Annotated in this window: 24 protein-coding genes; 18 read left to right on the forward strand and 6 right to left on the reverse strand. The window is 73.1% G+C overall.

Annotated features, from left to right (window positions below; genetic code table 11):
- Positions 1-65: 65 nt before the first annotated feature.
- On the reverse strand, positions 66-2,450 hold the full coding sequence (locus IE182_RS17345) for a Tex family protein (protein WP_373303576.1): 2,385 nt from the start codon (positions 2,448-2,450) through the stop codon (positions 66-68).
- Positions 2,451-2,529: 79 nt separating this feature from the next.
- Entirely contained in the window at positions 2,530-3,387 is an 858-nt protein-coding gene (locus IE182_RS17350) for an SCO6745 family protein (RefSeq protein ID WP_190110732.1), read from the reverse strand.
- Positions 3,388-3,499: 112 nt separating this feature from the next.
- Between IE182_RS17350 and IE182_RS17355 the strand changes: the two genes are divergently transcribed.
- On the forward strand, positions 3,500-4,486 hold the full coding sequence (locus IE182_RS17355) for a GlxA family transcriptional regulator (protein WP_190110733.1): 987 nt from the start codon (positions 3,500-3,502) through the stop codon (positions 4,484-4,486).
- 21 nt (positions 4,487-4,507) lie between these two features.
- Positions 4,508-5,137, forward strand: a complete 630-nt coding sequence (locus IE182_RS17360) for a DJ-1/PfpI family protein (protein ID WP_190110734.1) — start codon at positions 4,508-4,510, stop codon at positions 5,135-5,137.
- Here the strand turns inward: IE182_RS17360 and IE182_RS17365 are convergent.
- On the reverse strand, positions 5,134-5,943 hold the full coding sequence (locus IE182_RS17365; RefSeq protein ID WP_190110735.1) for an enoyl-CoA hydratase/isomerase family protein: 810 nt from the start codon (positions 5,941-5,943) through the stop codon (positions 5,134-5,136). The genes IE182_RS17360 and IE182_RS17365 overlap by 4 nt on opposite strands.
- Before the next feature lie 245 nt (positions 5,944-6,188).
- Between IE182_RS17365 and IE182_RS17370 the strand changes: the two genes are divergently transcribed.
- Positions 6,189-6,707, forward strand: coding sequence for an ATP-binding protein (locus IE182_RS17370; RefSeq protein WP_190110736.1), 519 nt, complete (start codon positions 6,189-6,191; stop codon positions 6,705-6,707).
- Here the strand turns inward: IE182_RS17370 and idi are convergent.
- The 3 genes from idi to galE form a co-directional block, all read right to left on the reverse strand.
- On the reverse strand, positions 6,682-7,293 hold the full coding sequence (gene idi / locus IE182_RS17375) for an isopentenyl-diphosphate Delta-isomerase (RefSeq protein ID WP_190110737.1): 612 nt from the start codon (positions 7,291-7,293) through the stop codon (positions 6,682-6,684). The genes IE182_RS17370 and idi overlap by 26 nt on opposite strands.
- 112 nt (positions 7,294-7,405) lie before the next feature.
- A complete protein-coding gene (locus IE182_RS17380) occupies positions 7,406-8,353 on the reverse strand; it encodes a cation diffusion facilitator family transporter (protein WP_190110738.1) in 948 nt (315 codons plus the stop codon).
- Positions 8,354-8,496: 143 nt separating this feature from the next.
- Complete coding sequence (gene galE, locus IE182_RS17385; RefSeq protein WP_190110739.1) at positions 8,497-9,483, reverse strand: UDP-glucose 4-epimerase GalE; 987 nt, start codon at positions 9,481-9,483, stop codon at positions 8,497-8,499.
- Between the two features lie 252 nt (positions 9,484-9,735).
- On the opposite strand from galE, the gene IE182_RS17390 reads away from it, so the two are divergent.
- From IE182_RS17390 to IE182_RS17460, 15 genes are all read left to right on the forward strand, one after another.
- Entirely contained in the window at positions 9,736-11,547 is a 1,812-nt protein-coding gene (locus IE182_RS17390; RefSeq protein ID WP_190110776.1) for a DUF5941 domain-containing protein, read from the forward strand.
- The gene (locus tag IE182_RS17395) at positions 11,544-12,296 is read left to right on the forward strand and encodes a phosphocholine cytidylyltransferase family protein (RefSeq protein ID WP_190110740.1); all 753 of its coding nucleotides are present in this window, start codon (positions 11,544-11,546) and stop codon (positions 12,294-12,296) included. The genes IE182_RS17390 and IE182_RS17395 overlap by 4 nt, the downstream gene beginning before the upstream one ends.
- Positions 12,284-13,345, forward strand: coding sequence for an iron-containing alcohol dehydrogenase family protein (locus tag IE182_RS17400; protein ID WP_190110741.1), 1,062 nt, complete (start codon positions 12,284-12,286; stop codon positions 13,343-13,345). Before IE182_RS17395 ends, IE182_RS17400 begins: the two co-directional genes overlap by 13 nt.
- Positions 13,323-14,102 carry a CDP-alcohol phosphatidyltransferase family protein gene (locus tag IE182_RS17405; RefSeq protein ID WP_190110742.1) on the forward strand — a complete coding sequence of 260 codons (780 nt, stop codon included), beginning with the start codon at positions 13,323-13,325 and terminating at the stop codon, positions 14,100-14,102. Before IE182_RS17400 ends, IE182_RS17405 begins: the two co-directional genes overlap by 23 nt.
- Positions 14,099-14,992 carry a glycosyltransferase family 2 protein gene (locus IE182_RS17410; RefSeq protein WP_190110743.1) on the forward strand — a complete coding sequence of 298 codons (894 nt, stop codon included), beginning with the start codon at positions 14,099-14,101 and terminating at the stop codon, positions 14,990-14,992. Before IE182_RS17405 ends, IE182_RS17410 begins: the two co-directional genes overlap by 4 nt.
- A gap of 78 nt (positions 14,993-15,070) precedes the next feature.
- Complete coding sequence (locus IE182_RS17415) at positions 15,071-16,006, forward strand: ABC transporter permease (protein ID WP_190110744.1); 936 nt, start codon at positions 15,071-15,073, stop codon at positions 16,004-16,006.
- The gene (locus IE182_RS17420; RefSeq protein ID WP_190110745.1) at positions 15,999-16,790 is read left to right on the forward strand and encodes an ABC transporter ATP-binding protein; all 792 of its coding nucleotides are present in this window, start codon (positions 15,999-16,001) and stop codon (positions 16,788-16,790) included. Before IE182_RS17415 ends, IE182_RS17420 begins: the two co-directional genes overlap by 8 nt.
- Before the next feature lie 446 nt (positions 16,791-17,236).
- Positions 17,237-18,136 carry a squalene synthase HpnC gene (hpnC, locus tag IE182_RS17425; RefSeq protein WP_190110746.1) on the forward strand — a complete coding sequence of 300 codons (900 nt, stop codon included), beginning with the start codon at positions 17,237-17,239 and terminating at the stop codon, positions 18,134-18,136.
- A complete protein-coding gene (gene hpnD, locus IE182_RS17430) occupies positions 18,133-19,083 on the forward strand; it encodes a presqualene diphosphate synthase HpnD (RefSeq protein ID WP_190110747.1) in 951 nt (316 codons plus the stop codon). The genes hpnC and hpnD overlap by 4 nt, the downstream gene beginning before the upstream one ends.
- Positions 19,084-19,186: 103 nt before the next feature.
- A complete protein-coding gene (hpnE, locus tag IE182_RS17435) occupies positions 19,187-20,647 on the forward strand; it encodes a hydroxysqualene dehydroxylase HpnE (RefSeq protein ID WP_190110748.1) in 1,461 nt (486 codons plus the stop codon).
- A 71-nt stretch (positions 20,648-20,718) separates the two neighbouring features.
- Positions 20,719-21,783, forward strand: a complete 1,065-nt coding sequence (locus IE182_RS17440; RefSeq protein WP_190110749.1) for a polyprenyl synthetase family protein — start codon at positions 20,719-20,721, stop codon at positions 21,781-21,783.
- Between the two features lie 132 nt (positions 21,784-21,915).
- On the forward strand, positions 21,916-23,934 hold the full coding sequence (shc, locus tag IE182_RS17445; RefSeq protein ID WP_190110750.1) for a squalene--hopene cyclase: 2,019 nt from the start codon (positions 21,916-21,918) through the stop codon (positions 23,932-23,934).
- On the forward strand, positions 23,934-24,584 hold the full coding sequence (locus tag IE182_RS17450) for a phosphorylase family protein (protein WP_190110751.1): 651 nt from the start codon (positions 23,934-23,936) through the stop codon (positions 24,582-24,584). Before shc ends, IE182_RS17450 begins: the two co-directional genes overlap by 1 nt.
- A 5-nt stretch (positions 24,585-24,589) precedes the next feature.
- Entirely contained in the window at positions 24,590-25,612 is a 1,023-nt protein-coding gene (hpnH, locus tag IE182_RS17455; RefSeq protein ID WP_190110752.1) for an adenosyl-hopene transferase HpnH, read from the forward strand.
- A 5-nt stretch (positions 25,613-25,617) separates the two neighbouring features.
- A partial coding sequence (locus IE182_RS17460; RefSeq protein ID WP_190110753.1) for a flavodoxin-dependent (E)-4-hydroxy-3-methylbut-2-enyl-diphosphate synthase occupies positions 25,618-25,925 on the forward strand: 308 nt, incomplete at its 3' end.

Genomic DNA, 25,925 nt, shown 5'->3' on the forward strand with positions numbered 1-25,925 from the left:
CGGGGTCCGGGGCGGAGCCCCGGTTGCGGGAAGGGGCGGGGTGGGGGAAAACCCCCGGCCCCGGTCTAGCGGCCCTTCGGGCCGCCGCCCAGCAGGCCCGCCCGACGCAGGGCATCCGCCATCGCACTGTCGGCGGGAGCCGCATCGCGGCCCCCCGCCTCGCGCCGCGGTCGGGGCGTACCCCCGCGCCGCTGCCCACCACGCTCCGCGCGCTCACGCGGCGCACCGGCGTTGCCCTTGGCCCCGCCACCGCCCGGCGCGGCCGCCGCCTCGTCGTCCAGCCGGAGCGTCAGCGAGATCCGCTTGCGCGGGATGTCGACGTCCATCACCTTCACCCGCACGATGTCGCCCGGCTTCACCACGTCCCGCGGGTCCTTGACGAACGTCCGCGACATCGCCGACACGTGGACCAGCCCGTCCTGGTGGACACCCACGTCCACGAACGCCCCGAACGCGGCGACGTTCGTCACGACGCCCTCCAGCAGCATCCCCGGCACCAGGTCGCCGATCTTCTCGACGCCGTCCTTGAACGTCGCCGTCTTGAACGCCGGCCGCGGGTCGCGGCCGGGCTTCTCCAGCTCGCGCAGGATGTCCGTGACCGTCGGCAGGCCGAACGAGTCGTTGACGAAGTCGTCGGGGCGCAGCGAGCGGAGCGTCGCCGTGTTGCCGATGAGGGAGCCGACCGGCCCGCCCGTGGCCTTCACCATGGCGCGGACCACGGGGTACGCCTCGGGGTGCACGCTGGAGGCGTCCAGCGGGTCGTCGCCGTCGCGGATGCGCAGGAAGCCCGCGCACTGCTCGTACGCCTTCGGGCCGAGCCGGGCCACGTCCTTGAGCGCCCGGCGCGAGCGGAAGGGGCCGTTGGCGTCGCGGTGGGCGACGATGTTGTCGGCGAGACCCGAGCTGATGCCGGAGACGCGCGAGAGCAGCGGCGCGGAGGCGGTGTTGACGTCCACCCCGACGCCGTTGACGCAGTCCTCCACGACGGCGTCCAGCGAACGGGACAGCTTCACCTCGGACAGGTCGTGCTGGTACTGACCGACGCCGATCGACTTCGGGTCGATCTTGACCAGCTCGGCGAGCGGGTCCTGCAGTCGCCGGGCGATGGACACCGCGCCGCGCAGGGACACGTCGAGGTCCGGCAGCTCCTGGGAGGCGAAGGCGGAGGCGGAGTACACCGAGGCGCCGGCCTCGGAGACCATCACCTTCGTCAGCTTCAGCTCCGGGTGGCGGGAGATCAGGTCGCCCGCCAGCTTGTCGGTCTCGCGGGAGGCGGTGCCGTTGCCGATGGCGACGAGCTCCACGCCGTGTTCGCGGGCGAGCCGGGCCAGCGTGGCCAGCGACGCGTCCCACTTGTTCTGCGGGACGTGCGGGTAGATCGTCTCGGTGGCGGCGACCTTGCCCGTGGCGTCCACGACGGCCACCTTCACGCCCGTGCGGAAGCCGGGGTCGAGGCCCATCGTGGCGCGCGTGCCGGCCGGTGCGGCGAGCAGGAGATCGCGCAGGTTGGCGGCGAAGACGCGGACCGCCTCGTCCTCGGCCGCCTGCCGCAGCCGCAGCCGCAGGTCGATGCCGAGGTGGACGAGGACGCGGGTGCGCCAGGCCCAGCGCACGGTGTCGCCCAGCCAGGCGTCGGCCGGCCGGCCCCGGTCGGCGATGCCGAAGCGGCGGGCGATGGCCTGCTCGTAGGCGCTGGGGCCCGCGGGCGCCTCGTCGGCGGCCTCCGGCTCCAGCGTGAGGTCGAGGACCTCCTCCTTCTCGCCGCGCAGCATCGCCAGCACCCGGTGCGAGGGCAGCTCGGTGAAGGGCTCGGCGAAGTCGAAGTAGTCGGCGAACTTCGCGCCCGCCTCCTCCTTGCCCTCGCGCACCTTCGCGGCCACGCGCCCGCGCGTCCACATGCGCTCGCGCAGCTCGCCGATGAGGTCCGCGTCCTCACCGAAGCGCTCGGTGAGGACGGCCCGGGCGCCCTCCAGCGCGGCGGCGGCGTCGGCGACGCCCTTGCCCGCGTCGACGAAGGCGGCGGCGGCGACCGACGGCTCGACGCCGGGGTCGGCCAGCAGCCTGTCGGCCAGCGGCTCCAGCCCAGCCTCCCGCGCGATCTGCGCCTTCGTGCGCCGCTTGGGCTTGAAGGGCAGGTAGATGTCCTCCAGGCGGGCCTTGGAGTCGGCGGCGCGGATGCGCGCCTCCAGCGCCTCGTCCAGCTTGCCCTGCGAGCGCACGGACTCCAGGACGGCCGTCCGCCGGTCCTCCAGCTCCCGCAGGTACCGCAGCCGCTCCTCCAGCGCGCGCAGTTGCGCGTCGTCGAGCATCTCGGTCGCTTCCTTGCGGTAGCGCGCGATGAACGGGACGGTCGAGCCGCCGTCGAGCAAGTCGACGGCCGCCCTCACCTGCCGCTCCCGCACGCCGAGCTCCTCGGCGATCCTGCCTTCGATCGACGTCGACGTCGTCACGATCACGCTCTGCTTTCTCTGGGAACTTCTCCGAGCCGCGATCTGCATTGTGGCAGGTACCACCGACAGAGACCGTCGCCTACCCCTGCAGGTCCGCCGGGAATCCGCCGGCTCCGACCAGCGCCGCGGTGAAAGCGGTCGCCAGTTCGGTCAGGCGCTGCACGCCCGCCGCACCCAGGTGCTCGTACGGCGCCGCGTCCAGGGCGTCCGTCTCGTCCTCCAGCCCCTCGCGCAGCGTGATGCCGGCCTCCGTCAACCGGCCGTCGGCGCCGAGCAGTCCGCGGGCCACCAGCCGCTCCCGGCCCGCGGCCAGCTCCTCCTCGCTCCAGCCGCGGGTGGTCAGCAGCCACTTGTGCGACATGCCGCGCCCGGTGACGGAGTGGCTGACGAGCGCCTCGACGGGGTCCAGACCGGTCCGGGCCAGGGCGATCAGGTGGCCGTCGCCGCGGTACTCGCGCAGGAGCGTCGCGGCGTGCCACAGCGCCAGGTGGGGGGCGTCCGGCACGGGCAGGTCGGCGTGCGCGGCGTACAGCGGGCGCACGGGGCGCTCGCACGCCTCGGTGGCGCGCAGCGCCAGCTCGGCGGCCTCGGCCATCTCCTTCGAGGCCGTGACCTCCTCGCCGAGCAGCCGGCGCAGCGTGACGTCGGCGGCGCGCAGCCGGGCGTCGAGGACCTGCTGCGGCGAGGCGACGTCCCAGACCTGCGGGACGTGCCGGGCCACCATCTCGTGCTTGAAGCTGTGGAAGGTCGCCGTGACGGTGCCCGCCCCCACGCGGCCGAACGCGGCCGAACGCGCGGCGAGGTAGACGGCGTTGTGGTGCTCGATGCCGAGGGCGTTCATCTCCCGGGCGGAGTCGGGGGAGAAGTAGACGACCGAGTGGAAGGGGTTGAGGACGTGGTAACAGCGGCGGCCGGCGCGCGCGGGCAGAGTGGTCATGTCGCGCACGTTACCTACTGGTTGGTATGGCCGGAAGGGCGGGGCGCCGATGGCAGGAAAGGAGGGGAGTCCGTCATTGCCGCCCTCCCCGACGCACCGTCAGCATGAAGGCATGACCTCCCGCCGCAACGTGCTGATCATCCTCTACGAAGGGGTGCAGAGCCTCGACGTCACCGGCCCCCTTGAGGTGTTCCACGGCACGAACGCCCTGCTGCGCGACCCCGGGGCGTACCGGGTGCGCACGGCGACCGTCGACGGCGAACCGGTGCGCACCGGCAGCGGCCTGCGCCTGGCCCCGGACGCCGCCCTCGGCGACTGCCGGGCCGCCGACATCGTCCTGGTGCCGGGCGGCCAGTGCATGGACGGCGCAGACCCGCGGCTGCTGGCCTGGCTGGACCGCAACGGCCCCCTCGCCGGACGGCTGGTGTCCGTCTGCACGGGCGCGTTCCTGCTCGCCGCCGCCGGACTGCTGGACGGGCGCCGTGCCACGACGCACTGGGCCTACTGCGAGGACTTCGCCCGGCGGTTCCCGGACGTGGAGCTGGACCCGGACCCCGTCTTCGTACGGGACGGCTCCGTCGCCACCTCGGCCGGCGTCACCGCCGGCATCGACCTCGCGCTCGCCCTCGTCGAGGAGGACCACGGCCGGCAGACCGCACTCGCCATCGCCCGCCACCTCGTGGTCTTCCTGCGCCGCCCCGGCAACCAGCGGCAGTTCAGCGTCCAGCTCGCCGCGCAGACCGCCAATCGGCCCACGCTGCGCGACGTCCAGCACTGGATCGCCGAGCACCCCGCCGCGGACCTGGGCGTCGAGGCCCTCGCCACCCGCGCCAACCTCTCGCCCCGGCACTTCGCCCGGGCCTTCCACGCCGAGGTGGGCATGACGCCCGGCCGCTACGTGGAGGGCGTGCGGCTGGAGGCGGCCCGCCGGCTGCTGGAGGACGGTGCGCAGGGCGTCGAGGAGGTCTCCCGCGCCTGTGGCTACGGCACGCCCGAGGCCATGCGCCGCGCGTTCGTGCGCGCCCTGGGCACGTCACCGGCCGAGTACCGGCGCCGGTTCCGTCCCCTGGCGCCCGCGCCGTCCACGACCACCACCTGACGAACGATCGAAAGGACACCCATGAAGACCGCCATCCTGCTCTACCCCGGCTTCACCGCCCTCGACGCCATCGGCCCGTTCGAGACGCTCGCCCACGTACCCGGTGCCGAGGTGCACTTCGTCGCCGAGCGGCCCGGCCCCGTGGCCAACGAGAACGGCCGGCTCACGCTCGTGGCCGAGGAGTCGCCGGCGGACGTGCCGGACCCGGACATCATCGTCGTGCCCGGCGGCCCGGTGGAGAACCTGCCGCTGCAGCCCGGCCCCGTGCACGACTGGCTGCGGGAGGCGGACCGGGGCTCGACGTGGACGACGTCCGTGTGCACCGGCTCGCTGATCCTGGCCGCCGCGGGCCTGCTGAAGGGCCGCCGGGCCACCTCGCACTGGCTCTACCTCGACCGGCTCCCCGGCTACGGCGTCGAGCCGACGGGGGAGCGGGTCGTCACCGACGGCAAGTACGTCACCGCCGCCGGCGTCTCCTCCGGCATCGACATGGGGCTCACGCTCGTGGGCCGCATGCGGGGCGACCGCGCCGCCCAGTCCGTGCAGCTGATGATCGAGTACGACCCGCAGCCGCCGTACGACGCGGGCTCGCCGGACAAGGCCCCGGCCGACCTCGTCGCCGAGTGGCGGTCCGTCAGGGGCGTCGCCTAGCCGACGGGGCCCGCGGGGTGCTGCGCACCGTGGGGACGGCCGGGAACGGGGGTTCCGGCCGTCCAGGCGAAGCGCGGCTGTCGGCGCTCCAGGAAGGCGGCGGCGCCTTCCGCGCCGTCGCCGCTGATCCGTGCCTGCTCGCTCCAGTGCGCGATGCGGTCCGCCCCGGCCGGGCCGGACGCGAACTCCTTGGCGGCCGCCTGGGTCAGCCGGGACCGGGACGCCAGGATCCGGGCGAACTCCGCGACCCGCTCGTCCAGCGCCTGCGCCGGCCACACCTCGTCCACCAGGCCCGTGCGCAGCGCCCGTCCGGCGTCGATCAGTTCGGCGGAGAAGAGCAGGTACTTGGCGGTCGCGGGGCCGACGAGGTCGACCAGGCGGCGGGTGGAGGAGGCCGCGTAGACGATGCCGAGCCGGGCCGGGGTGATCCCGAAGGAGGAGTCCTCGGTCGCGAAGCGCAGGTCGCAGGCGGCGGCGAGCTGGCAGCCGCCGCCCACGCAGTAGCCGCGCACGGCGGCGAGGGTGGGCTTGGGGAACGCGGCCAGGGCCTCCTCGGCCGCGATCGCCAGGTGCCGGGACGCCTCGCCGCCGTCATCGGTCAGCGACGAGATGTCCGCACCCGCGCAGAACGTGTCGCCCTCGCCGGTCAGCACCAGCACCCGCACGGCCGGGTCGGCCGCGCACCGGTCGAGCAACTCCGGCAGGGCGCGCCACATGTCCGTGGTCATGGCGTTGCGCTTGGCGGGGTTGGTGATGCGGACGGTGGCGGTGGCGTCGGCGACGCTCAGGCGCAGTGCAGGCTCCATGCGCCGGATGCTATCGGGGGCGCGGCGGGCGGCCGGCAGGGGAAGAGGGGGAAGGTGGGAGTCCGGATCGTGCAGTGAAGGAGGGGCGGGACGGCCAGGAACAGTCGCCGATGCGGTCGCGCCACACGTACGCGATCAAATCCCGTCGATAAAGGCCGACTTCTGTTCAGCTTGCCGGTGCGGCCCCCGGGACTCCCAACACTCGACGTGTGCGGTCGAGCCACGGCGAGGGGTTGGTATCGGACATGGAAATCCTCGGGGGCGTCCCGCCCGAGCCGGGCCAGGCGCCCCCGCCCCGGAAGCCGGGCGAGTACGACGGGACCTGGCGGTACACCACGCCCGCCCTCGACTGTTCGGTGCCCCGGGCCCGGCACGCGGTCCGCGACCTGATCCGGCGCCGGCGCGTGCCGCTGCGCGAGGACCTGCTGCACGGGCTGCTGCTCATCGTCTCCGAGCTGGTCACCAATGCCGTCCGGCACGCGGCGCTGCTCTCCCCGGAGGTGGCCGTGGAGGTCTCCATCGGCCCGGAGTGGGTGCGGGTGGCCGTCGAGGACAACCACCCCTACCGGCCCAAGCCGCTGGAGTGCTGCGACGAGGACGAGCCGCGCACGGGCGGCCGCGGCCTGCTGCTCGTCCAGGCGACGGTCGAGGAGGTCGGCGGCCGCTGCGACGTCGAGCACACCGCGGGCGGCGGCAAGGTGGTCTGGGCCGCCCTGCCGCTGCACCCGTGCGCCCCGCCTACCAGCCCGCTGCGGCCCCGGTGACCTCGCGGATGGCCGGCCGTGCGGCGTCCAGCACGGTCGTGAACCACGCGGAGAAGGTGCCCTTCTCCCGCAGCGCGTCGAGCTCGGCCGGGGTGACGAACGCGGTCTGCGCGATCTCCTCCGGGTCCGGGTCCGGCTCGGCCCGCACGGTCCCGACGAAGAGGTGGTTGTACTCCTGCTCGACCAGGCCCGAGGCGGGGTCGGGGTGGTTGTAGCGCACGGTCCCGGCCTCGCGCATCAGCGCCGGGGCCAGGCCCAGCTCCTCGCCCGTGCGGCGGGCGGCCGCGACGAACGGGGGCTCGTCCGGGTAGGGGTGGCCGCAGCAGGTGTTCGACCACACACCGGGGGAGTGGTACTTGCCCAGCGCCCGGCGCTGCAGCAGCAGCCGGCCCCGGTCGTCGAAGAGGAAGACCGAGAACGCGCGATGCAGCCGGCCGGGCGCCACGTGGGCGGAGAGTTTCTCGGCGGTGCCGATGGTCCTGCCGTCCTCGTCGACCAGCTCCAGCATGATCGGTTCAGCGGAGTCGGCGGAAGCGGGCCCCGCGGCGGAGTCGGCGGAGCGGTCCTTGGCTGATGTGATCGGCATTGACCATCCTCATTGTCTGTCTTCGACCCTCAAGTCTGCCGTACGAGATGCCCACGGCGACGACGGATGAGTCCTGACCGCGCCCGCGCGGTCCGGGGCCCGGCCCCCCGGATCAGTGGCAGAGCCCGGCCTCGTGCTCGGCGTGCCCGCTGGGCTCCAGCTGGAAGGTGCAGTGCTCGACGGCGAAGTGCTCGCCGAGGCAGCCCTGCAGGTCGCGCAGTATCTTCTCGTGCCCGGCGGCGTCCAGCGCGGCCGGGTCCACCACGACGTGCGCCGACAGCACCGGCATCCCCGATGTGATCGTCCACACATGGAGGTCGTGCAGGTCCTCCACGCCGGGCAGGGCCATGATGTGCGCCCGCACGTCGTCCATGTCGACGTCCTTGGGCGCCGCCTCCAGCAGCACGTCCAGTGCCTCCCGCAGCAGCTTCAGCGTGCGCGGCACGATCATGAGGCCGATCAGCAGCGAAGCGACGGGGTCGGCCTGCGTCCACCCCGTTGCCATGATCACCAGCGCCGAGACGACCACGGCCAGCGAGCCCAGCGCGTCGGAGAGGACCTCCAGGAACGCCCCGCGCACATTGAGGCTCTCCTTCTGGCCGCGCATCAGCAGCGCCAGCGAGATCAGGTTGGCGACCACGCCCACCAGACCGAAGGCCACCGTCATCCCGCCCGGGACCTCGGTGGGGTTGCGCAGCCGCTCGACCGCCTCGAAGAGGATGAAGCCGCCGACCCCCAGCAGGAGCAGGCAGTTCAGCAGCGCCGCCAGGATCTCGGCGCGGGCGTAGCCGTACGTGCGCCGGCCGCCCGGCGGCCGGTTCGCGAAGTGGATCGCCACCAGCGCCATCGAGACCCCCACCGCGTCCGTGGCCATGTGCCCGGCGTCCGCGAGCAGCGCCAGCGAGCCGGTCAGCGCGCTGCCGACGATCTCGGCGACCAGCACCGTCAGGGTGATGCCCAGCGCGATCCGCAGCCGCCCCTTGTAGGCGGCGGCCGCGGTGCCGCTCGTGCCGGGCGGAGGTCCCCCGTGCGAGTGGCCGTGGTCGTGCCCCGCTCCCATGAATGCCGCCTCCGAAGGTCGTCCGGAACGACCGACGGGCGTCGGCCGAGGCCCAGTGAACTACGGGTGGGGGGTATCGGGCAACGCGGCACTGAACACCGTTGTCATTGCCTCTGACCTGCGGAGATGTCCGCCCCCGGGGGTCAGGGCCGAGGTGCCTGCGGATGGTGCAGGCACCATCCCTCCCAGGCCGAAGTGACCATGCTCAGCAGGTCGTGCCGCGCGCTCCAGCCCAGCTCCCCGGCGATCAGCGCGTTCGACGCCACGACACGCGCCGGATCACCCGGACGGCGTGGCCCGGTCTCGGCCGTCAGTTCGGGGCGGCCGGTGACCTCGCCGATCAGGTCGGCCATCTCCTGCACCGACACGCCGCGCCCGGTGCCCACGTTCAGCGTCAGGTCGCCCGTCCCCGGGCGCTCGGCCAGCCGCCGGGCCGCCGCCAGATGGGCGGTGGCCAGGTCCTCGATGTGGATGTAGTCGCGGACGCAGGTGCCGTCGGGCGTGTCGTAGTCGGTTCCGAAGATCCGCGGGCGCTCCCCGCGGGTGATGCGGTCGAACATCATCGGGATGATGTTGAAGACGCCGGTGTCGGCCAGCTCCGGCCGGGCCGCCCCCGCCACGTTGAAGTAGCGCAGGCAGGCCGTCGAGATCCCGTGCGCGGCCCCCGTCGCCCGCACCAGCCACTCGCCCGCCAGCTTCGTCTCGCCGTAGGGGTTGATCGGCAGGCAGGGCGTCGCCTCCGTGACCAGGTCCACGTCGGGCATGCCGTAGACGGCCGCCGAGGAGGAGAAGACGAAGCTGCGGACGCCGGCCGCGACGACCGCCTCCAGCAGCACCGTCAGGCCGTGCACGTTCTCGCGGTAGTACAGCAGGGGCTTCTCCACCGACTCCCCGACCTGCTTCTTCGCCGCCAGGTGCACCACACCGGTCACACCCAGCTCCGCGAGCGCCCGGTCCAGCACCTCGCGGTCCAGCACCGACCCCACCACCAGCGGGACGCCCTCGGGCAGCCGGGCGGCCACGCCGGAGGAGAGGTCGTCCAGTACGGCGACCCGCTCCCCGGCCTGTGACATCGCCCGCGCCACGTGCGCCCCGATGTACCCCGCTCCGCCTGTGATCAGCCACGTCATGACGGCACCCTATTCCAGCCGGACGACGCGAAACGTTTCCTCCGTCGGAGGGAACCGCCCGCGCCCGCCGGGCGTCCTGCCAGTGACGGGACGCCCGGGTGCACGTGCGGTGAACGGCGTCTTCCGGTGATCCGATAGCCTCTGCCGACGTGCCGTACGCCGCCCCGCGGCCGGGGCCTGGCGCGCCACGCACGCCGCCCGGTCATTCGCGGATCCCAGGCGGCCACGCCAGCTTCCAAGGAGTGAGTTCGTCTGTCGACCGCCATCCTCACCGGCACGCCGCCCGCCGGCTCCTCGCTTGAGGACGACCTGCGGTCCCTGGGCTTCGACGTCCGCCCGGCCCCCGGCCCCGCCGGCGCCGCCGCGGCGCTGGCCGCCGTTCCGGCCGCCGAGCGGGTCGCCCTCGTCGACCACCGCTTCGTGGGCCACGTCCACGCCCTGCGGCTCGCCCTGACCGACCCCCGCTTCCCGGCCGCCGCCGTCACCGGCGCGCTCACCGCGCAGCCGGAGGCGCGCGGTGCGCTCGCCCGCGCGCTGACGGCGCTCGCCGGCCCGGACCGGACGGACGCAGCGGCCGACGGCGTACCGGCCGACGCCCTCGCCGACCGGATCGAGGCCGAGGGCGTCGCCGTGCACCGGCCCGACCTCGGAGTGCTGGTGGCCGCCGTGCCCGAGGACGCGGACGCGCGGGACAAGACGCTGGCCGAGACCGCCGCCGTCGACGACGAGGCCGTCCGGCTGCGCAGCGCCGTGAAGTCCCGCGACGGGTTCTTCACCACCTTCTTCATCAGCCCCTACTCCCGCTACGTCGCCCGCTGGTGCGCGCGCCGCGGCCTCACCCCCAATCAGGTGACGACCGCCTCGCTGCTGACGGCGCTGATCGCGGCCGGCTGCGCGGCCACCGGCACCCGGCCCGGCTTCGTCGCCGCCGGCGTGCTGCTGATCGCCTCGTTCGTGCTGGACTGCACCGACGGCCAGCTCGCCCGCTACTCCCTGCAGTACTCCACGCTCGGCGCCTGGCTCGACGCCACGTTCGACCGGGCCAAGGAGTACGCCTACTACGCGGGCCTGGCCCTCGGCGCCGCCCGCGGCGGCGACGACGTATGGGCCCTCGCGCTCGGCGCGATGGTCCTGCAGACCTGCCGGCACGTCGTCGACTTCTCCTTCAACGAGGCGAACCACGACGCCACCGCGAACACCAGCCCCACCGCCGCCCTCTCCGACAAGCTCGACAGCGTCGGCTGGACCGTCTGGGCGCGGCGCATGATCGTGCTGCCCATCGGCGAGCGCTGGGCGCTGATCGCGGTCCTCACCGCGCTCACCACCCCCCGCGTCGTCTTCGTCGTGCTGCTGATCGGCTGCGCCTTCGCGGCCTGCTACACCACCGCCGGGCGCGTGCTGCGCTCGCTGACCCGCAAGGCCCGCCGCACCGACCGCGCCGCCCAGGCCCTCGCCGACCTCGCCGACTCCGGCCCCCTCGCGGAGCTCGCGAGCCGGACCCTCGGCCGCTCGATGCCCGCCCGCGCCTACAGCGCCCCCCTGTGGGCGGTCATCGCCGCGGCCGTGCTGCTGGCCGGACCGCTGCTCGGCGGCAACGCCGGCACCTGGCGCGCCGTCCTGCAGGCCGTGGCGTACGCCGTCTTCGCGGGCGTCGCCGTCGCCCACCCCCTCAAGGGCCCCCTCGACTGGCTGGTCCCGCCCGTCTTCCGGGCCGCCGAGTACGGGATCGTCCTCGGCCTGGCGGCGCTCTCCGACGCCCCGGGCGCCCTGCCCGCGGCTTTCGGCCTGGTGGCCGCGGTCGCCTACCATCACTACGACACGGTGTACCGCATCCGTGGCGGCACCGGTGCCCCGCCGCACTGGCTGGTGCGGGCGATCGGCGGGCACGAGGGACGGGCCGTGGCGGTCACGGCCGCCGCCGCCCTCTGGCACGGCCGGGGCTTCACCATCGCGCTGACGGTCCTCGCGGCCGCCATCACGCTCCTGGTGCTCAGCGAGAGCATCCGGTTCTGGGTGTCCGCCGGGGCGCCCGCAGTACACGACGAAACAGGAGAACCCGCATGATCGGCCTCGTGCTGGCAGCCGGCGCCGGACGGCGTCTGCGTCCCTACACCGACACCCTGCCCAAGGCTCTGGTGCCGGTCGGCCCCGACGGGGCGGAGGAGTCGCTCACCGTCCTCGACCTGACCCTCGGCAACTTCGCCGAGGTCGGCCTGACCGAGGTCGCGATCGTCGTCGGCTACCGCAAGGAGGCCGTCTACGCGCGCAAGGAGGCGCTGGAGGCCAAGTACGGCCTCAAGCTCACCCTGATCGACAACGACAAGGCCGAGGAGTGGAACAACGCCTACTCCCTGTGGTGCGCCCGTGAGGTCCTCGGCCGCGGTGTGATCCTCGCCAACGGCGACACCGTCCACCCGGTCTCCGTCGAGAAGACGCTGCTCGCCGCCCGCGGCAACGGCCAGAAGATCATCCTGGCCCTCGACACGGTGAAGAACCTCGCCGACGAGGAGATGAAGGTCGTCGTGGACGCCGAGAAGGGCGTCCAGAAGATCACCAAGCTCATGGAGCCCGCCGCCGCCACCGGCGAGTACATCGGCGTCACCCTCATCGAGGCCGAGGCCGCCGCCGAGCTGGCGGACGCCCTCAAGGTCACCTTCGAGCGCGACCCCGACCTGTACTACGAGGACGGCTACCAGGAGCTCGTCAACCGCGGCTTCAAGATCGACACGGCCCCCATCGGCGACGTGAAGTGGGTCGAGATCGACAACCACGACGACCTCGCCAAGGGCCGGGAGATCGCGTGCCAGTACTGACGAGGCTCATCCCCTCGCCGGTCGTCGTCGACATCCGCGCCGGAGCCCTGAACGATCTGGCCTGCGTCCTCGCCGACCAGCGGATCTCCAGCTCCGGCAAGCTCGCCATCGCCATCAGCGGCGGCTCCGGGGCGCAGCTGCGCGAACGGCTCGCCCCGGCGCTGCCCGGCGCCTCCTGGTACGAGGTCGGCGGCGGCACCCTGGACGACGCCATCAGGCTCGGCGACCGCATGAAGAAGGGGCACTACGACGCCGTCGTGGGCCTCGGCGGCGGCAAGATCATCGACTGCGCCAAGTACGCCGCGGCGCGGATCGGCCTGCCGCTGGTCGCCGTCGCCACCAACCTCTCGCACGACGGGCTCTGCTCGCCGGTCGCCACCCTCGACAACGACGCGGGCCGCGGCTCGTACGGCGTGCCGAACCCCATCGCGGTCGTCATCGACCTCGACGTCATCCGCGAGGCGCCGGTGCGCTACGTGCGCTCCGGCATCGGCGACGCGATCTCCAACATCTCCGCCGTCGCCGACTGGGAGCTCGCCCACCGCGAGCGCGGCGAGGGCATCGACGGCCTGGCCGCCGCGATGGCCCGCCAGGCCGGCGAGGCCGTGCTCCGGCACCCCGGCGGCGTCGGCGACGACGGCTTCCTGCAGGTGCTGGCCGAGGGGCTGGTGCTCACCGGCATCTCGATGTCCGTCGCCGGCGACAGCCGCCCCGCCTCGGGCGCCTGCCACGAGATCAACCACGCCTTCGACATCCTCTACCCCAAGCGCGCCGCCAGCCATGGCGAGCAGTGCGGCCTCGGGGCCGCCTTCGCGATGCACCTGCGCGGTGCCCGCGAGGAGTCCGCGCTGATGGTCGAGGTGCTGCGGCGGCACGGCCTGCCCGTGCTGCCCTCCGAGATCGGCTTCACCGACGACGAGTTCGTGCGGGTGGTGGAGTACGCGCCGCAGACCCGCCCCGGGCGGTACACGATCCTTGAGCACCTCGACCTCTCCACCCACCAGATCAGGGACGCCTACGCCGACTATGCACAAACCGTCAGTAGCTGAACTCCGACCGGTCGTCCACCCCGCGGGTGTGAAGGACCGGCGCAGCGGTGAGCACTGGGCCGGCCGCCTGTACATGCGAGAGATCTCGCTGCGCTGCGACCGGTACCTGGTCAACACCCGGATCACGCCCAACCAGCTCACCTACCTGATGACCGTCTTCGGTGTCCTCGCGGCCCCGGCCCTGCTGGTGCCCGGGATCACGGGCGCCGTGCTCGGCGTGCTGATGGTCCAGCTCTACCTGCTGCTCGACTGCATCGACGGCGAGGTCGCCCGCTGGAAGAAGCAGTTCTCGCTCGGCGGCGTGTACCTGGACCGGGTCGGCGCCTACCTGTGCGACGCCGCGGTCCTGGTCGGCTTCGGGCTGCGCGCCGCCGACCTGTGGGGCTCCGGCCGGATCGACTGGCTGTGGGCCTTCCTGGGCACCCTGGCCGCCGTCGGCGCCGTCCTGATCAAGGCCGAGACCGACCTCGTCGGGGTCGCCCGGCACCAGGGCGGGCTCCCGCCGGTCAAGGAGGCGGCGTCCGAGCCGCGCTCGTCCGGCATGGCCCTGGCCCGCAAGGCCGCCGCCGCGCTGAAGTTCCACCGCCTCATCCTGGGGATCGAGGCGTCCCTGCTGATCCTGGTCCTCGCGGTCCTGGACGCGGTCCGGGACGACCTGTTCTTCTCGCGCCTCGGCGTCGCCGTCCTCGCGGGCATCGCGCTCCTGCAGACGGTGCTGCACCTGGTGTCCATCCTCGCGTCGAGCAGGCTGCGATGAGCGCCCCGACCAGAGTCGGCGCGGTCGTCCTGACCATGGGCAACCGCCCCGACGAGCTGCGCGCCCTGCTGGAGTCCGTCGCCCAGCAGACCGGCGAGGCGATCGAGGTCGTCGTCGTCGGCAACGGCTCCCCGCTGCCCGAGCTGAACGTCCCCGGCCTCGCCGTACGGACCGTCGAGCTGCCCGAGAACGTGGGCATCCCGGCCGGCCGCAACGTCGGCATCGAGGCGTTCGGCCCCGGCGGCCGCGACGTGGACGTCCTGCTCTTCCTCGACGACGACGGACTGCTGCCGAACCGGGACACGGCCCAGCTGTGCCGGGAGGCGTTCGCCGCCGACCCGGAGCTGGGGATCATCAGCTTCCGCATCGCCGACCCCGACACCGGCGTCACCCAGCGTCGCCACGTGCCGCGGCTGCGGGCGTCCGACCCGATGCGCTCGTCGCGCGTGACGACCTTCCTCGGCGGCGCCAACGCGGCCCGCACCCGGGTCTTCGCCGACGTCGGCGGACTGCCGGACGAGTTCTTCTACGCGCACGAGGAGACCGACCTCGCCTGGCGGGCCCTCGACGCGGGCTGGATGATCGACTACCGGTCGGACATGGTCCTGCACCACCCCACCACGGCCCCCAGCCGGCACGCCGTCTACCACCGGATGGTGGCCCGCAACCGGGTCTGGCTGGCCCGCCGGAACCTTCCGGCACCGCTGGTCCCCGTCTACGTCGGGGTGTGGCTGCTGCTGACCCTGGCCCGCCGCCCGTCGCTGCCCGCGCTGCGCGCGTGGTTCGGCGGCTTCCGGGAGGGCTGGACGACGCCCTGCGGTCCGCGCCGCCCCATGAAGTGGCGTACCGTGTGGCGCCTGACCCGACTGGGTCGCCCGCCCGTGATCTGACAAGCTCTTGTCTGAGAGCACCGGGCGCGAACCGGGGCCCGGCCCCGGCAGCGCACCTTGAGGACGAAAGTGTCAATTGTGAGCGAGACAACGCACGACAGTGCGGTCGCCATGAGTGCCCCGCCGTCACCCGACGACGGTCTGCCCGCCGCCGAGCTGGCCAGGAAGTACGGGCTCGCGGTGAGCGGTGCCCGGCCGAGCCTGCCGGAGTACGCGCGGCAGCTGTGGGACCGGCGGCACTTCATCATCGCCTTCTCCCGGGCGAAGATGACCGCCCAGTACAGCCAGGCCAAGCTGGGCCAGGTCTGGCAGGTGGCCACCCCCCTGCTGAACGCCACGGTGTACTTCCTGATCTTCGGCCTGCTGATGCAGCAGGGCAAGGACATGGGGATCCGCAACTACATCCCCTTCCTGGTGACGGGGATCTTCGTCTTCACCTTCACGCAGAGCTCGGCGATGGCCGGCGTGCGCTCGATCGCGGGCAACCTGGGGCTGGTGCGCGCCCTGCACTTCCCGCGGGCGGCGCTGCCGATCTCCTTCGCGCTCCAGCAGCTCCAGCAGCTGCTGCTCTCGATCTGCGTGCTGTTCGTCTTCCTGCTCGGCTTCGGCCACATGCCCGCGCTGTCGTGGGTGCTGATCGTCCCGGTGCTGGTGCTGCAGTTCCTCTTCAACACCGGCCTGGCGATGGTCCTGGCCCGGATGGGCAGCAAGACGCCCGACCTGGCGCAGCTGCTGCCGTTCCTCACCCGCACGTGGATGTACGCGTCCGGCGTGATGTACAGCCTGTCCACGGCGCTGGAGAAGACGCACGCGCCGAAGTGGGTCGCCGACCTGCTGGCCGCCAACCCGGCCGCCGTCTACATCGACCTCATGCGCTGGGCGCTGATCGACGACCGCAGCCACATCCACCTGCCGCCGCACGTGTGGGTGCTGGCGGTCGGCTGGGCGCTCGTCGTGGGCGTCGGTGGTTTCGTGTACTTCTGGAAGGCTGAGGAGAAGTACGGCCGTGGCTGATCAGAACACCGGGACCGAGGCGTCCGCACCCCTGCCCACCGTGATCGCGGACGACGTCCACATCGTCTACCGCGTCTACGGCGGCAACACCGGCCGCGGCAGTGCGACCGCCGCCCTGAACCGGATCGTCAAGCGCAAGCCCGGCGCGGGCGTGCGCGAGGTGCACGCGGTCAAGGGGGTGAGCTTCACCGCCTACCGGGGCCAGGCCATCGGCCTGATCGGCTCCAACGGCTCGGGCAAGTCCACCCTGCTCAAGGCGGTCGCCGGGCTGCTGCCCACCGAGCGCGGCAAGATCTACACCGACGGCCAGCCCTCGCTGCTGGGCGTGAACGCCGCCATGATGAACGACCTCACGGGCGAGAAGAACGTGATGCTCGGCGGTCTGGCCATGGGCATGTCGCGCGAGCAGATCCGCGAGCGCTACCAGGACATCGTCGACTTCTCCGGCATCAACGAGAAGGGCGACTTCATCACGCTCCCCATGCGGACCTACTCCTCCGGCATGGCGGCCCGGCTGCGGTTCTCCATCGCGGCGGCCAAGGACCACGACGTGCTGATGATCGACGAGGCGCTGGCCACCGGCGACCGGTCCTTCCAGAAGCGCTCCGAGGAGCGCATCCGCGAGCTGCGCAAGGAGGCCGGCACGGTCTTCCTGGTCAGCCACAACAACAGGTCGATCCGCGACACGTGCGACCGGGTGCTGTGGCTGGAACGCGGTGAGCTGCTGATGGACGGCCCCACGGACGAGGTGGTCCGGGCCTACGAGCGGGAGACGGCCCGGTAACGGATCCGCAGCCGGCGCTCCCCGGGAGCACCGGGGAGACCACCGGCCGCACGAGGCCCCCGTAGGAGCGCAGCGACGGGGGCCTTGACCGTTCCGTGACGATCAACTCGCTTATTGTCAGGGTTGATTCGGGCCGTGCGTGGCATTGTAAGGATCAAGCACGTACCCCGGCGGACGTCGGACACTTGTACGGCGTACGCTGTAGCGTGCTCTTTTGCGGCTGTTTGTGGCGGGGCATGGCGATACTCGCGGATCCCCGCCGCCGAGGTGCACGGGGGAGGCTCGAAGAGGAGCCCGGGGGGACGGCCCCGCCCTGCGGCGTGTCCGAAATAGGATGTTCTGGGTCGGCAGTGTAGAACGGGAGATGTGACGGCAATGGCTGCAAAGGCTACGGGGCCTGACCAGATCAGAGACGCGTACGCCGTCCCCGGTCCGGGCAGCCCGCGATGACCGCGGGGACGGACGCGCACGCGCGCGCCGTGCTCGACAAGGCCGCGCACGAGAACTTCCCCGTGGCACCCTTCTTCGTGCCGCGCGCCTGGCGTGCCGACCTCATGGCGGTCTACGGCTACGCCCGCCTCGTCGACGACATCGGCGACGGCGACCTCGCCCCCGGTGGCCGCGACGCCGAGCTGCTCGGGCTGGACCGCGAGCAGACGGACGACCGCCTCGCCATGCTCGACGCCTTCGAGGCGGACCTGCGGCGCGTCTTCGACACCACCGGCACCGGCCCCCGCCACCCGCTGCTGCTCCGCCTGCGTCCGACCGTCCGCCGGTGCGGTCTGACCCCCGAGCCCTTCCTCGGCCTGATCGAGGCGAACCGCCAGGACCAGCGGGTACGCCGCTACGGCCATTACGACGAGCTGCTCGCCTACTGCGAGCTGTCCGCCAACCCCGTCGGCCGCCTCGTCCTCGGCATCACCGGCACCGCAAGCCCCGAGCGGATCCGCCGCTCGGACGCGGTCTGCACCGCCCTGCAGATCGTCGAACACCTACAGGACGTCGCCGAGGACCTCCGGCGCGACCGCATCTACCTCCCCGCCGACGACATGGCGCGCTTCCGCGTCACGGAGTCCGATCTCGCCCGGACGACCGGCAGCGCATCGGTGCGCGCGCTGGTCGCGTTCGAGGCGGAACGCGCCGGGAACCTGCTGAATGAAGGCACCCCCCTGGTGGGTAGCGTCCACGGCAGGCTGAAGCTGTTGCTCGCGGGATTCGTGGGCGGAGGGAGGGCCGCACTCCGGGCGGTCGCCGCCGCCGGACACGACGTTCTCCCCGGACCGCCCAAGCCCACCAAGCTCAGCTTGCTGCGCGAGGTGGCGGCGACATTGCGAAGAGAGGGGTGAGCGGGACCGTGAACGGAACGCCACACGCGTCCGCACCGGTACTCGCCGCGTACAGCTACTGCGAGGCCGTCACCGGACAGCAGGCCGGAAACTTCAGCTACGGCATCAGGCTGCTGCCCGCGGCCAAGCGACGGGCCATGTCGGCCCTGTACGCCTTCTCGCGGCGCGTCGACGACATCGGTGACGGACCCCTGGACCCGGAGTCCAAGCGGCTGCGACTGGAAGAGGCCCGCACGACGCTCGACCGCATCAGGGAGGGCGCCGTCGACGAGGACGACACCGACCCGGTGGCCGTCGCGCTCGCGCACGCCGTGCGCCGCTTCCCCATTCCCATCGGCGGCCTCGACGAACTGATCGACGGCGTTCAGATGGACGTACGCGGCGAGAGCTACGAGACGTGGGACGACCTGGCCCGGTACTGCCGCTGCGTCGCCGGCGCCATCGGCCGGCTCTCGCTCGGCGTCTTCGGCACGGTGCCCGGTGCCCGCGACACCGCGCGCGCCCCGGAGTACGCCGACACGCTCGGCCTGGCGCTGCAGCTCACCAACATCCTGCGCGACGTCCGCGAGGACGCGGCCAACGGCCGCACCTACCTGCCCGCGGAGGACCTCGCCAAATTCGGCTGCTCCGCCGGCTTCCACTCGCCCCGGCCCCCGGCCGGGGCCGACTTCACCGGGCTGGTGCACTTCGAGGTGCGCCGGGCCCGCGCCCTGTTCGCCCAGGGCATGAAGCTGCTGCCCATGCTCGACCGGCGCAGCGGCGCCTGCGTCGCCGCCATGTCCGGCATCTACCGCCGGCTGCTGGACCGCATCGCCGAGGAGCCGCAGGCCGTGCTGCGCGGCCGGGTCTCCCTCCCGGGCCGCGAGAAGGCGTTCGTCGCCGTGCGCGGACTGTCCGGCTACGACGCCCGCAGCGTCCACCGGCAGACCGCCAGGGGGCGCGCTTGATGTCCCCCCTGCACACGGGCACCGGCCGTCGTCCCGACGGGAAGCGGCGCGCAACCCTCCACCCGGTCCGCGCGTCCCTGACAACAGCCGAGGGGGAGGGCGCATGACGGCACGTACGACGACCCGGCCCGACCGGCTCCGCACAGACGAGGCAGGCCGCCCCGACGGGGCGGCCGCGGTGGTGATCGGGGGCGGGCTCGCCGGCATCACGGCCGCGCTGGAGCTCGCCGACGCCGGCCTCGACGTCACCCTCCTGGAGGGCCGGCCCCGCCTCGGCGGGCTCGCCTTCTCCTTCCGCCGCGGCGAGCTGACCATCGACAACGGCCAGCACGTCTACCTGCGCTGCTGCACCGCCTACCAGTGGTTCCTCGACCGGCTGGACGCCCGCCACCTCGCCCCGCTGCAGGACCGGCTCGACGTGCCCGTCCTCGACGTCGGCCACCCCTCGGGGCGCCCGCGCCTGGGCCGGCTGCGCCGCACCGCCCTGCCCGTGCCGCTGCACCTCGCGGCCAGCCTGGCCACCTACCCGCACCTCTCGCTCGCCGAGCGCGCCAAGGTCGGCCGGGCAGCCCTCGCCCTGCGTGGCCTGGACCCGGCGGACCCGGCCCTGGACGGCGTGGACTTCGCCACCTGGCTGCGCCGCCACGGCCAGTCGCCGCGCACCGTCGAGGCCCTGTGGGACCTCGTCGGCATCGCCACCCTCAACGCCACCGCCGACCAGGCATCGCTGGGGCTGGCCGCCATGGTCTTCAAGACCGGCCTGCTCTCCGAGCCCGGCGCCGCCGACATCGGCTGGGCCCACGTCCCCCTGGGCGAGCTGCACGACACCCGGGCCCGCGCCGCCCTCGACGCCGCCGGCGTCCGCACCGCGCTGCGCACCCGCGCGACCCGGATCACCCCGAGGGCGGACGGCGGCTGGCACGTGGACGCCGAAGCCGGGCCCGGCACCACCGAGCGCCTCGACGCCGACGCCGTCGTGCTCGCCGTGCCGCAGCGCGAGAGCCACGGCCTGCTGCCCGAGGGCGCCCTCGACGACCCGGACCGGCTGCTGGACATCGACACCGCGCCCATCCTCAACCTGCACGTCGTCTACGACCGCACCGTCCTGCGGCAGCCCTTCTTCGCCGCGCTCGGCAGCCCGGTGCAGTGGGTCTTCGACCGCACCGACTCCTCCGGGCTCGCCGCGCGCGGCGGCACGGGCCAGTACCTGGCCGTGTCGCAGTCGGCGGCACAGGACGACATCGACCGGCCGGTCGCCGAGCTGCGCGAGCGCTACCTGCCCGAGCTGGAGCGACTGCTGCCCGCCGCGCGCGACGCGGTCGTCGAGGACTTCTTCGTCACCCGCGAGCGGACGGCCACGTTCGCTCCCACCCCGGGCGTCGGCCGGCTGCGGCCGCCCGCCCCCACGAACGCGCCCGGCCTCCACCTGGCCGGTGCGTGGACCGCCACGGGCTGGCCCGCGACCATGGAGGGCGCGGTGCGCAGCGGTCTGAGCGCCGCCGGCGCCGCGCTCTTCGAGCTCGGCCGGCCGCACCGGGATCCCTTGCGGGAGGCGGCGGTATGAACCAGCGAGCCTTCAAAGGCGCGCGTTCCGCGAACGGGGCGCGCGCGAGCACGACCACCAGAGGAGAGACCGTGACATCGGCGATCCCAGCTGTCGACACCGCAGGCGTCAGTGCCCTGCTGGAGCGCGGACGGACGCTTGCCACGCCGGTGCTGCGTGCCGCCGTCAACCGGCTCGCGGCACCCATGGACACCGTCGCCGCCTACCACTTCGGCTGGATCGACGCCGAAGGCCGGCCGGCGCACGGCGACAGCGGCAAGGCCATCCGGCCCGCCCTCGCGCTGCTCTCGGCCGAGGCCGCGGGCAGAGCGCCCGAGGTGGGCGTCCCCGGCGCCGTCGCCGTCGAGCTCGTGCACAACTTCTCGCTGCTGCACGACGACCTGATGGACGGCGACGAGCAGCGCCGCCACCGCGACACCGTCTGGAAGGCGTACAGCCCGGCGCAGGCCATCCTCGTCGGCGACGCGCTCTTCGCGCTGGCCAACGAGGTGCTGCTGGAGCTCGGCACCGTCGAGGCGGGCCGGGCGACCCGCCGGCTGACCACCGCCACCCGCAAGCTCATCGACGGCCAGGCCCAGGACATCTCCTACGAGCACCGCGAGCGCGTCACCGTGGCCGAGTGCCTGGAGATGGAGGGCAACAAGACCGGCGCGCTGCTGGCCTGCGCGGTGTCCATCGGCGCGGTCCTCGGCGGCGCCGACGACCGTACGGCCGACGCCCTGGAGGCGTACGGCTACCACCTCGGCCTGGCCTTCCAGGCGGTCGACGACCTCCTCGGCATCTGGGGCGACCCGGAGACCACCGGCAAGCAGACCTGGAGCGACCTGCGGCAGCGCAAGAAGTCCCTCCCGGTGGTCGCCGCCCTCGCGGCGGGCGGCTCCGCCTCCGAGCGGCTGGCCGGCATCCTCGCCGCCGACGCCAAGCTGAGCGACGCCCAGCTGGCCGACTTCGACGAGGAGGAGTTCGCCACCCGCGCGGCGCTCATCGAGGAGGCGGGCGGCCGGGAGTGGACCTCCGAGGAGGCCCGCCGCCAGCACGCCACCGCCATCGAGGCGCTGAGCGCGGTCGACATGCCCGAAGAGGTCCGGGCCCAGCTGATCGCACTCGCGGACTTCGTCGTCGTACGGAAGAGTTGACCGTTATCGACCCGATCTAGCCCTCGCGGTCGCCGGCCGGTGTCCCTTGTGCGGCACCGGCCGACGGAAGCCCCCCAGTACGGCAGTCACAGCAGTACGGCAGAGAAGAAACTCACTGCATTAGGGGAAGCCATGACAGCGACGACCGACGGCGCCGGGGCCTTCCCGCCCCGCGCAGCCGAGGCCGGCCACAGCACAACCGTTCTGCCTCCGGCCGCGGCGGCCGACGGGCCGAAGCCCCGTGACGCCGCGGAGCGGGCCGCCTCCCGCGCCGTCGAGCACCTGCTGTCCCGCCAGGACGAGGCGGGCTGGTGGAAGGGCGACCTGGAGACCAACGTCACCATGGACGCCGAGGACCTCCTGCTCCGCCAGTTCCTCGGCATCCAGGACGAGCGGACCACCGCGGCCGCCGCCCGCTTCATCCGCTCCCGGCAGCACCCCGACGGCACCTGGGCCACCTTCCACGGCGGCCCCGCGGAGCTCTCCGCCACCATCGAGGCGTACGTCGCCCTGCGGCTCGCCGGGGACGCCCCCTCCGCCCCGCACATGACCGCCGCCGCCGAATGGGTCCGCGCCCGGGGCGGCATCGCCGCCGCCCGCGTCTTCACCCGGATCTGGCTGGCGCTCTTCGGCTGGTGGCGGTGGGAGGACCTGCCCGAGCTGCCGCCGGAGCTCATGTACGTGCCCAAGCAGTTCCCGCTCAACATCTACGACTTCGGCTGCTGGGCCCGGCAGACCATCGTGCCGCTCACCGTCGTCTCCGCGCTGCGCCCCGTACGGCCGGCGCCCTTCTCCCTCGACGAGCTGCACACCGACCCGCGCAACCCCGCGCCGCCGCGCCCCCTGGCCCCGGCCACCAGCTGGGACGGCCTCTTCCAGCGCCTGGACAAGGCGCTGCACCTCTACCACCGCTTCCCCTTCCGCCCGCTGCGCCGGGCCGCGCTGGGCGCGGCCGCCCGCTGGATCATCGAGCGCCAGGAGAACGACGGCTGCTGGGGCGGCATCCAGCCACCGGCCGTCTACTCCGTCATCGCCCTCCACCTCCTGGGCTACGACCTGGACCACCCCGTCCTGCGCGCCGGGCTGGAGTCGCTGGACCGTTTCGCCGTGTGGCACGAGGACGGCCCGGACGGCGCCCCGGTCCGGATGATCGAGGCGTGCCAGTCCCCGGTGTGGGACACCTGCCTGGCCACCATCGCCCTGGCCGACGCGGGCGTGCCCCCCGACCACCCGGCGCTCGTCAAGGCCGCCGACTGGATGCTGGACGAGCAGATCCTGCGCAGCGGCGACTGGGCGGTGCGCAGGCCCGAACTCCCGCCGGGCGGCTGGGCGTTCGAGTTCCACAACGACCAGTATCCCGACATCGACGACACCGCCGAGGTGATCCTCGCGCTCAAGCGCGTCCGCCACCCCGACCCCGAGCGGGTCGAGGAGGCGGTGCGCCGGGCCGCCCGCTGGACGGTGGGGATGCAGTCGAGGAACGGCGCGTGGGGCGCCTTCGACGCCGACAACACCAGCCCGTTCCCCAACCGGCTGCCGTTCTGCGACTTCGGCGAGGTCGTCGACCCGCCGTCGGCCGACGTCACCGCGCACGTCGTCGAGATGCTGGCGGCCCTCGGCAAACAGCACCACCCCCGCGCCCGGCGCGGCATCGAGTGGCTGCTGGCCGAGCAGGAGGAGTGCGGCGCCTGGTTCGGCCGCTGGGGCGTCAATTACGTCTACGGCACCGGCTCCGTGGTGCCCGCCCTCGTCGCCGCCGGGCTGCCCGCCTCCCACCCCGCGATCCGGCGGGCCGTGACCTGGCTGCGGGAGGTGCAGAACGAGGACGGCGGCTGGGGCGAGGACCTGCGCTCCTACCGGGACCGCGAGTGGGCCGGCCGCGGCGCCTCCACCGCCTCGCAGACCGCCTGGGCGCTGCTGGCCCTGCTGGCGGCGGGGGAGCGGGACCACGAGGCCGTCGAGCGGGGCGTCGCCTGGCTGGCCGCGACCCAGGCCGAGGACGGCTCCTGGGACGAGCCGTTCTTCACCGGCACCGGCTTCCCCTGGGACTTCTCCATCAACTACCACCTGTACCGCCAGGTGTTCCCGCTCACCGCCCTCGGCCGCTACCTGCACGGCGGGCCCTGCCCGCCCGAACGGCTGGAGGTCTGATGACCCCGGGCACGGGCCGCTTCGCCCCCGCACCGCTGCTGGTCGCCTGCGCGCTCGGCATCGAGCGCCTGGCGCTGCGCGGCGGCCCCGGCGGCGGAGGCAGGCCCGTGGCCGTGCTGCGCACCGGCATGGGCCCGCTCGCCGCGGAACGTGCCGTGACCCGGGCCCTCGGCGACGGCACGGTCCGCAGCGACGCGGCCGTGATCGCCACCGGCTTCTGCGCCGGCCTGGCCCCGGGGATGCACCCCGGCGACCTCGTCGTCGCCGACGAGACGCGCGACGCGGCCGGCAGCACGCAGTGCACCGGCGTCGAGCTGCTCGCCAAGGAGCTGGCGCGCGTGGCGCCCCGGCGCGTCATCCACACCGGTCCGCTGGTCGGCTCCGACCACGTCGTGCGCGGCGCGGAGCGCGCGGCCCTGCACGCCGCGGGCGCACTCGCGGTGGACATGGAATCCGCCGCCACGCTCCGAAGCGCCGCACGGGCGGGAATGCGCCCGGTTGCGGCCGTAAGAGTGGTCGTGGACGCTCCAGAACATGAACTGGTGCGAATCGGGACCTTGCGGGGTGGAATATCAGCTTTCCGTGTGCTGCGCACCGTCCTTCCGGCTTTTTTCGAATGGCACCGTTCTTTGCTGCTCCCCAGGAGGTGAGCTAGATGGCCATGCCGCTCCGTCAGACCATCCGGGTCGGGACCTACCTGTTTGAACAGAAGCTGCGTAAGCGGGACAAGTTCCCGTTGATCGTCGAGCTGGAGCCGCTCTTCGCCTGCAACCTCAAATGCGAGGGCTGCGGCAAGATCCAGCACCCGGCCGGCGTGCTCAAGCAGCGCATGCCCGTCGCCCAGGCGGTCGGGGCGGTGCTGGAGTCCGGCGCGCCCATGGTGTCGATCGCCGGCGGAGAGCCGCTGATGCACCCCCAGATCCATGAGATCGTGCGCCAATTGGTGGAACGGAAGAAGTACGTCTTCCTCTGCACCAACGCCCTGCTGATGCGGAAGAAAATGGAGAAGTTCACGCCCTCCCCGTATTTCGCGTTCGCGGTGCACATCGACGGGCTGCGCCAGCGGCACGACGAGTCCGTGGCGAAGGAGGGCGTATTCGACGAAGCGGTGGAGGCCATCAAGGAGGCCAAGCGGCGCGGCTTCCGGGTCACCACCAACTCGACCTTCTTCAACACCGACACCCCGCAGACCATCATCGAGGTGCTCAATTTCCTCAATGACGACCTGCAGGTCGACGAAATGATGATTTCGCCCGCCTACGCCTACGAGAAGGCCCCCGACCAGGAGCACTTCCTCGGCGTCGAGCAGACCCGCGAGCTCTTCAAGAAGGCGTTCGCCGGCGGCAACCGCCGCCGCTGGCGGCTCAACCACAGCCCGCTCTTCCTCGACTTCCTCGAAGGCAAGGCGGACTTCCCCTGCACCGCCTGGGCCATCCCCAACTACTCCCTCTTCGGCTGGCAGCGCCCCTGCTACCTGATGAGCGACGGCTACGTCCCCACGTACCGGGAGCTGATCGAGGACACCGATTGGGAGAAGTACGGGCGCGGCAAGGACCCCCGGTGCGCCAACTGCATGGCCCATTGCGGCTACGAGCCCACGGCCGTCCTGGCCACCATGGGGTCGCTGAAGGAGTCGCTGCGCGCCGCCCGTGAGACCGTCACCGGAAACCGGGGCTGACCGTCATGGCCACGACGGAGCCGGTCTCCCTCGGGCTCCCCGACGTCCCCGCCCGCCTCGCGGTGCGCCGCCCCTCGCGGCGCATCCAGGTGGGGCCGGTGGCGGTCGGCGGGGACGCGCCGGTGTCGGTGCAGTCGATGACGACGACGGTCACGGCCGACGTCGGCGCGACGTTGCAGCAGATCGCCGAGCTGACGGCGGCCGGCTGCCAGATCGTCCGGGTGGCGTGTCCGTCGCAGGACGACGCCGACGCGCTGCCGGTCATCGCGAAGAAGTCCCAGATCCCGGTGATCGCGGACATCCACTTCCAGCC

Origin of the sequence: Streptomyces cinnamoneus (genome assembly GCF_014650495.1) — a bacterium.
Taxonomy (GTDB): domain Bacteria; phylum Actinomycetota; class Actinomycetes; order Streptomycetales; family Streptomycetaceae; genus Streptomyces; species Streptomyces cinnamoneus.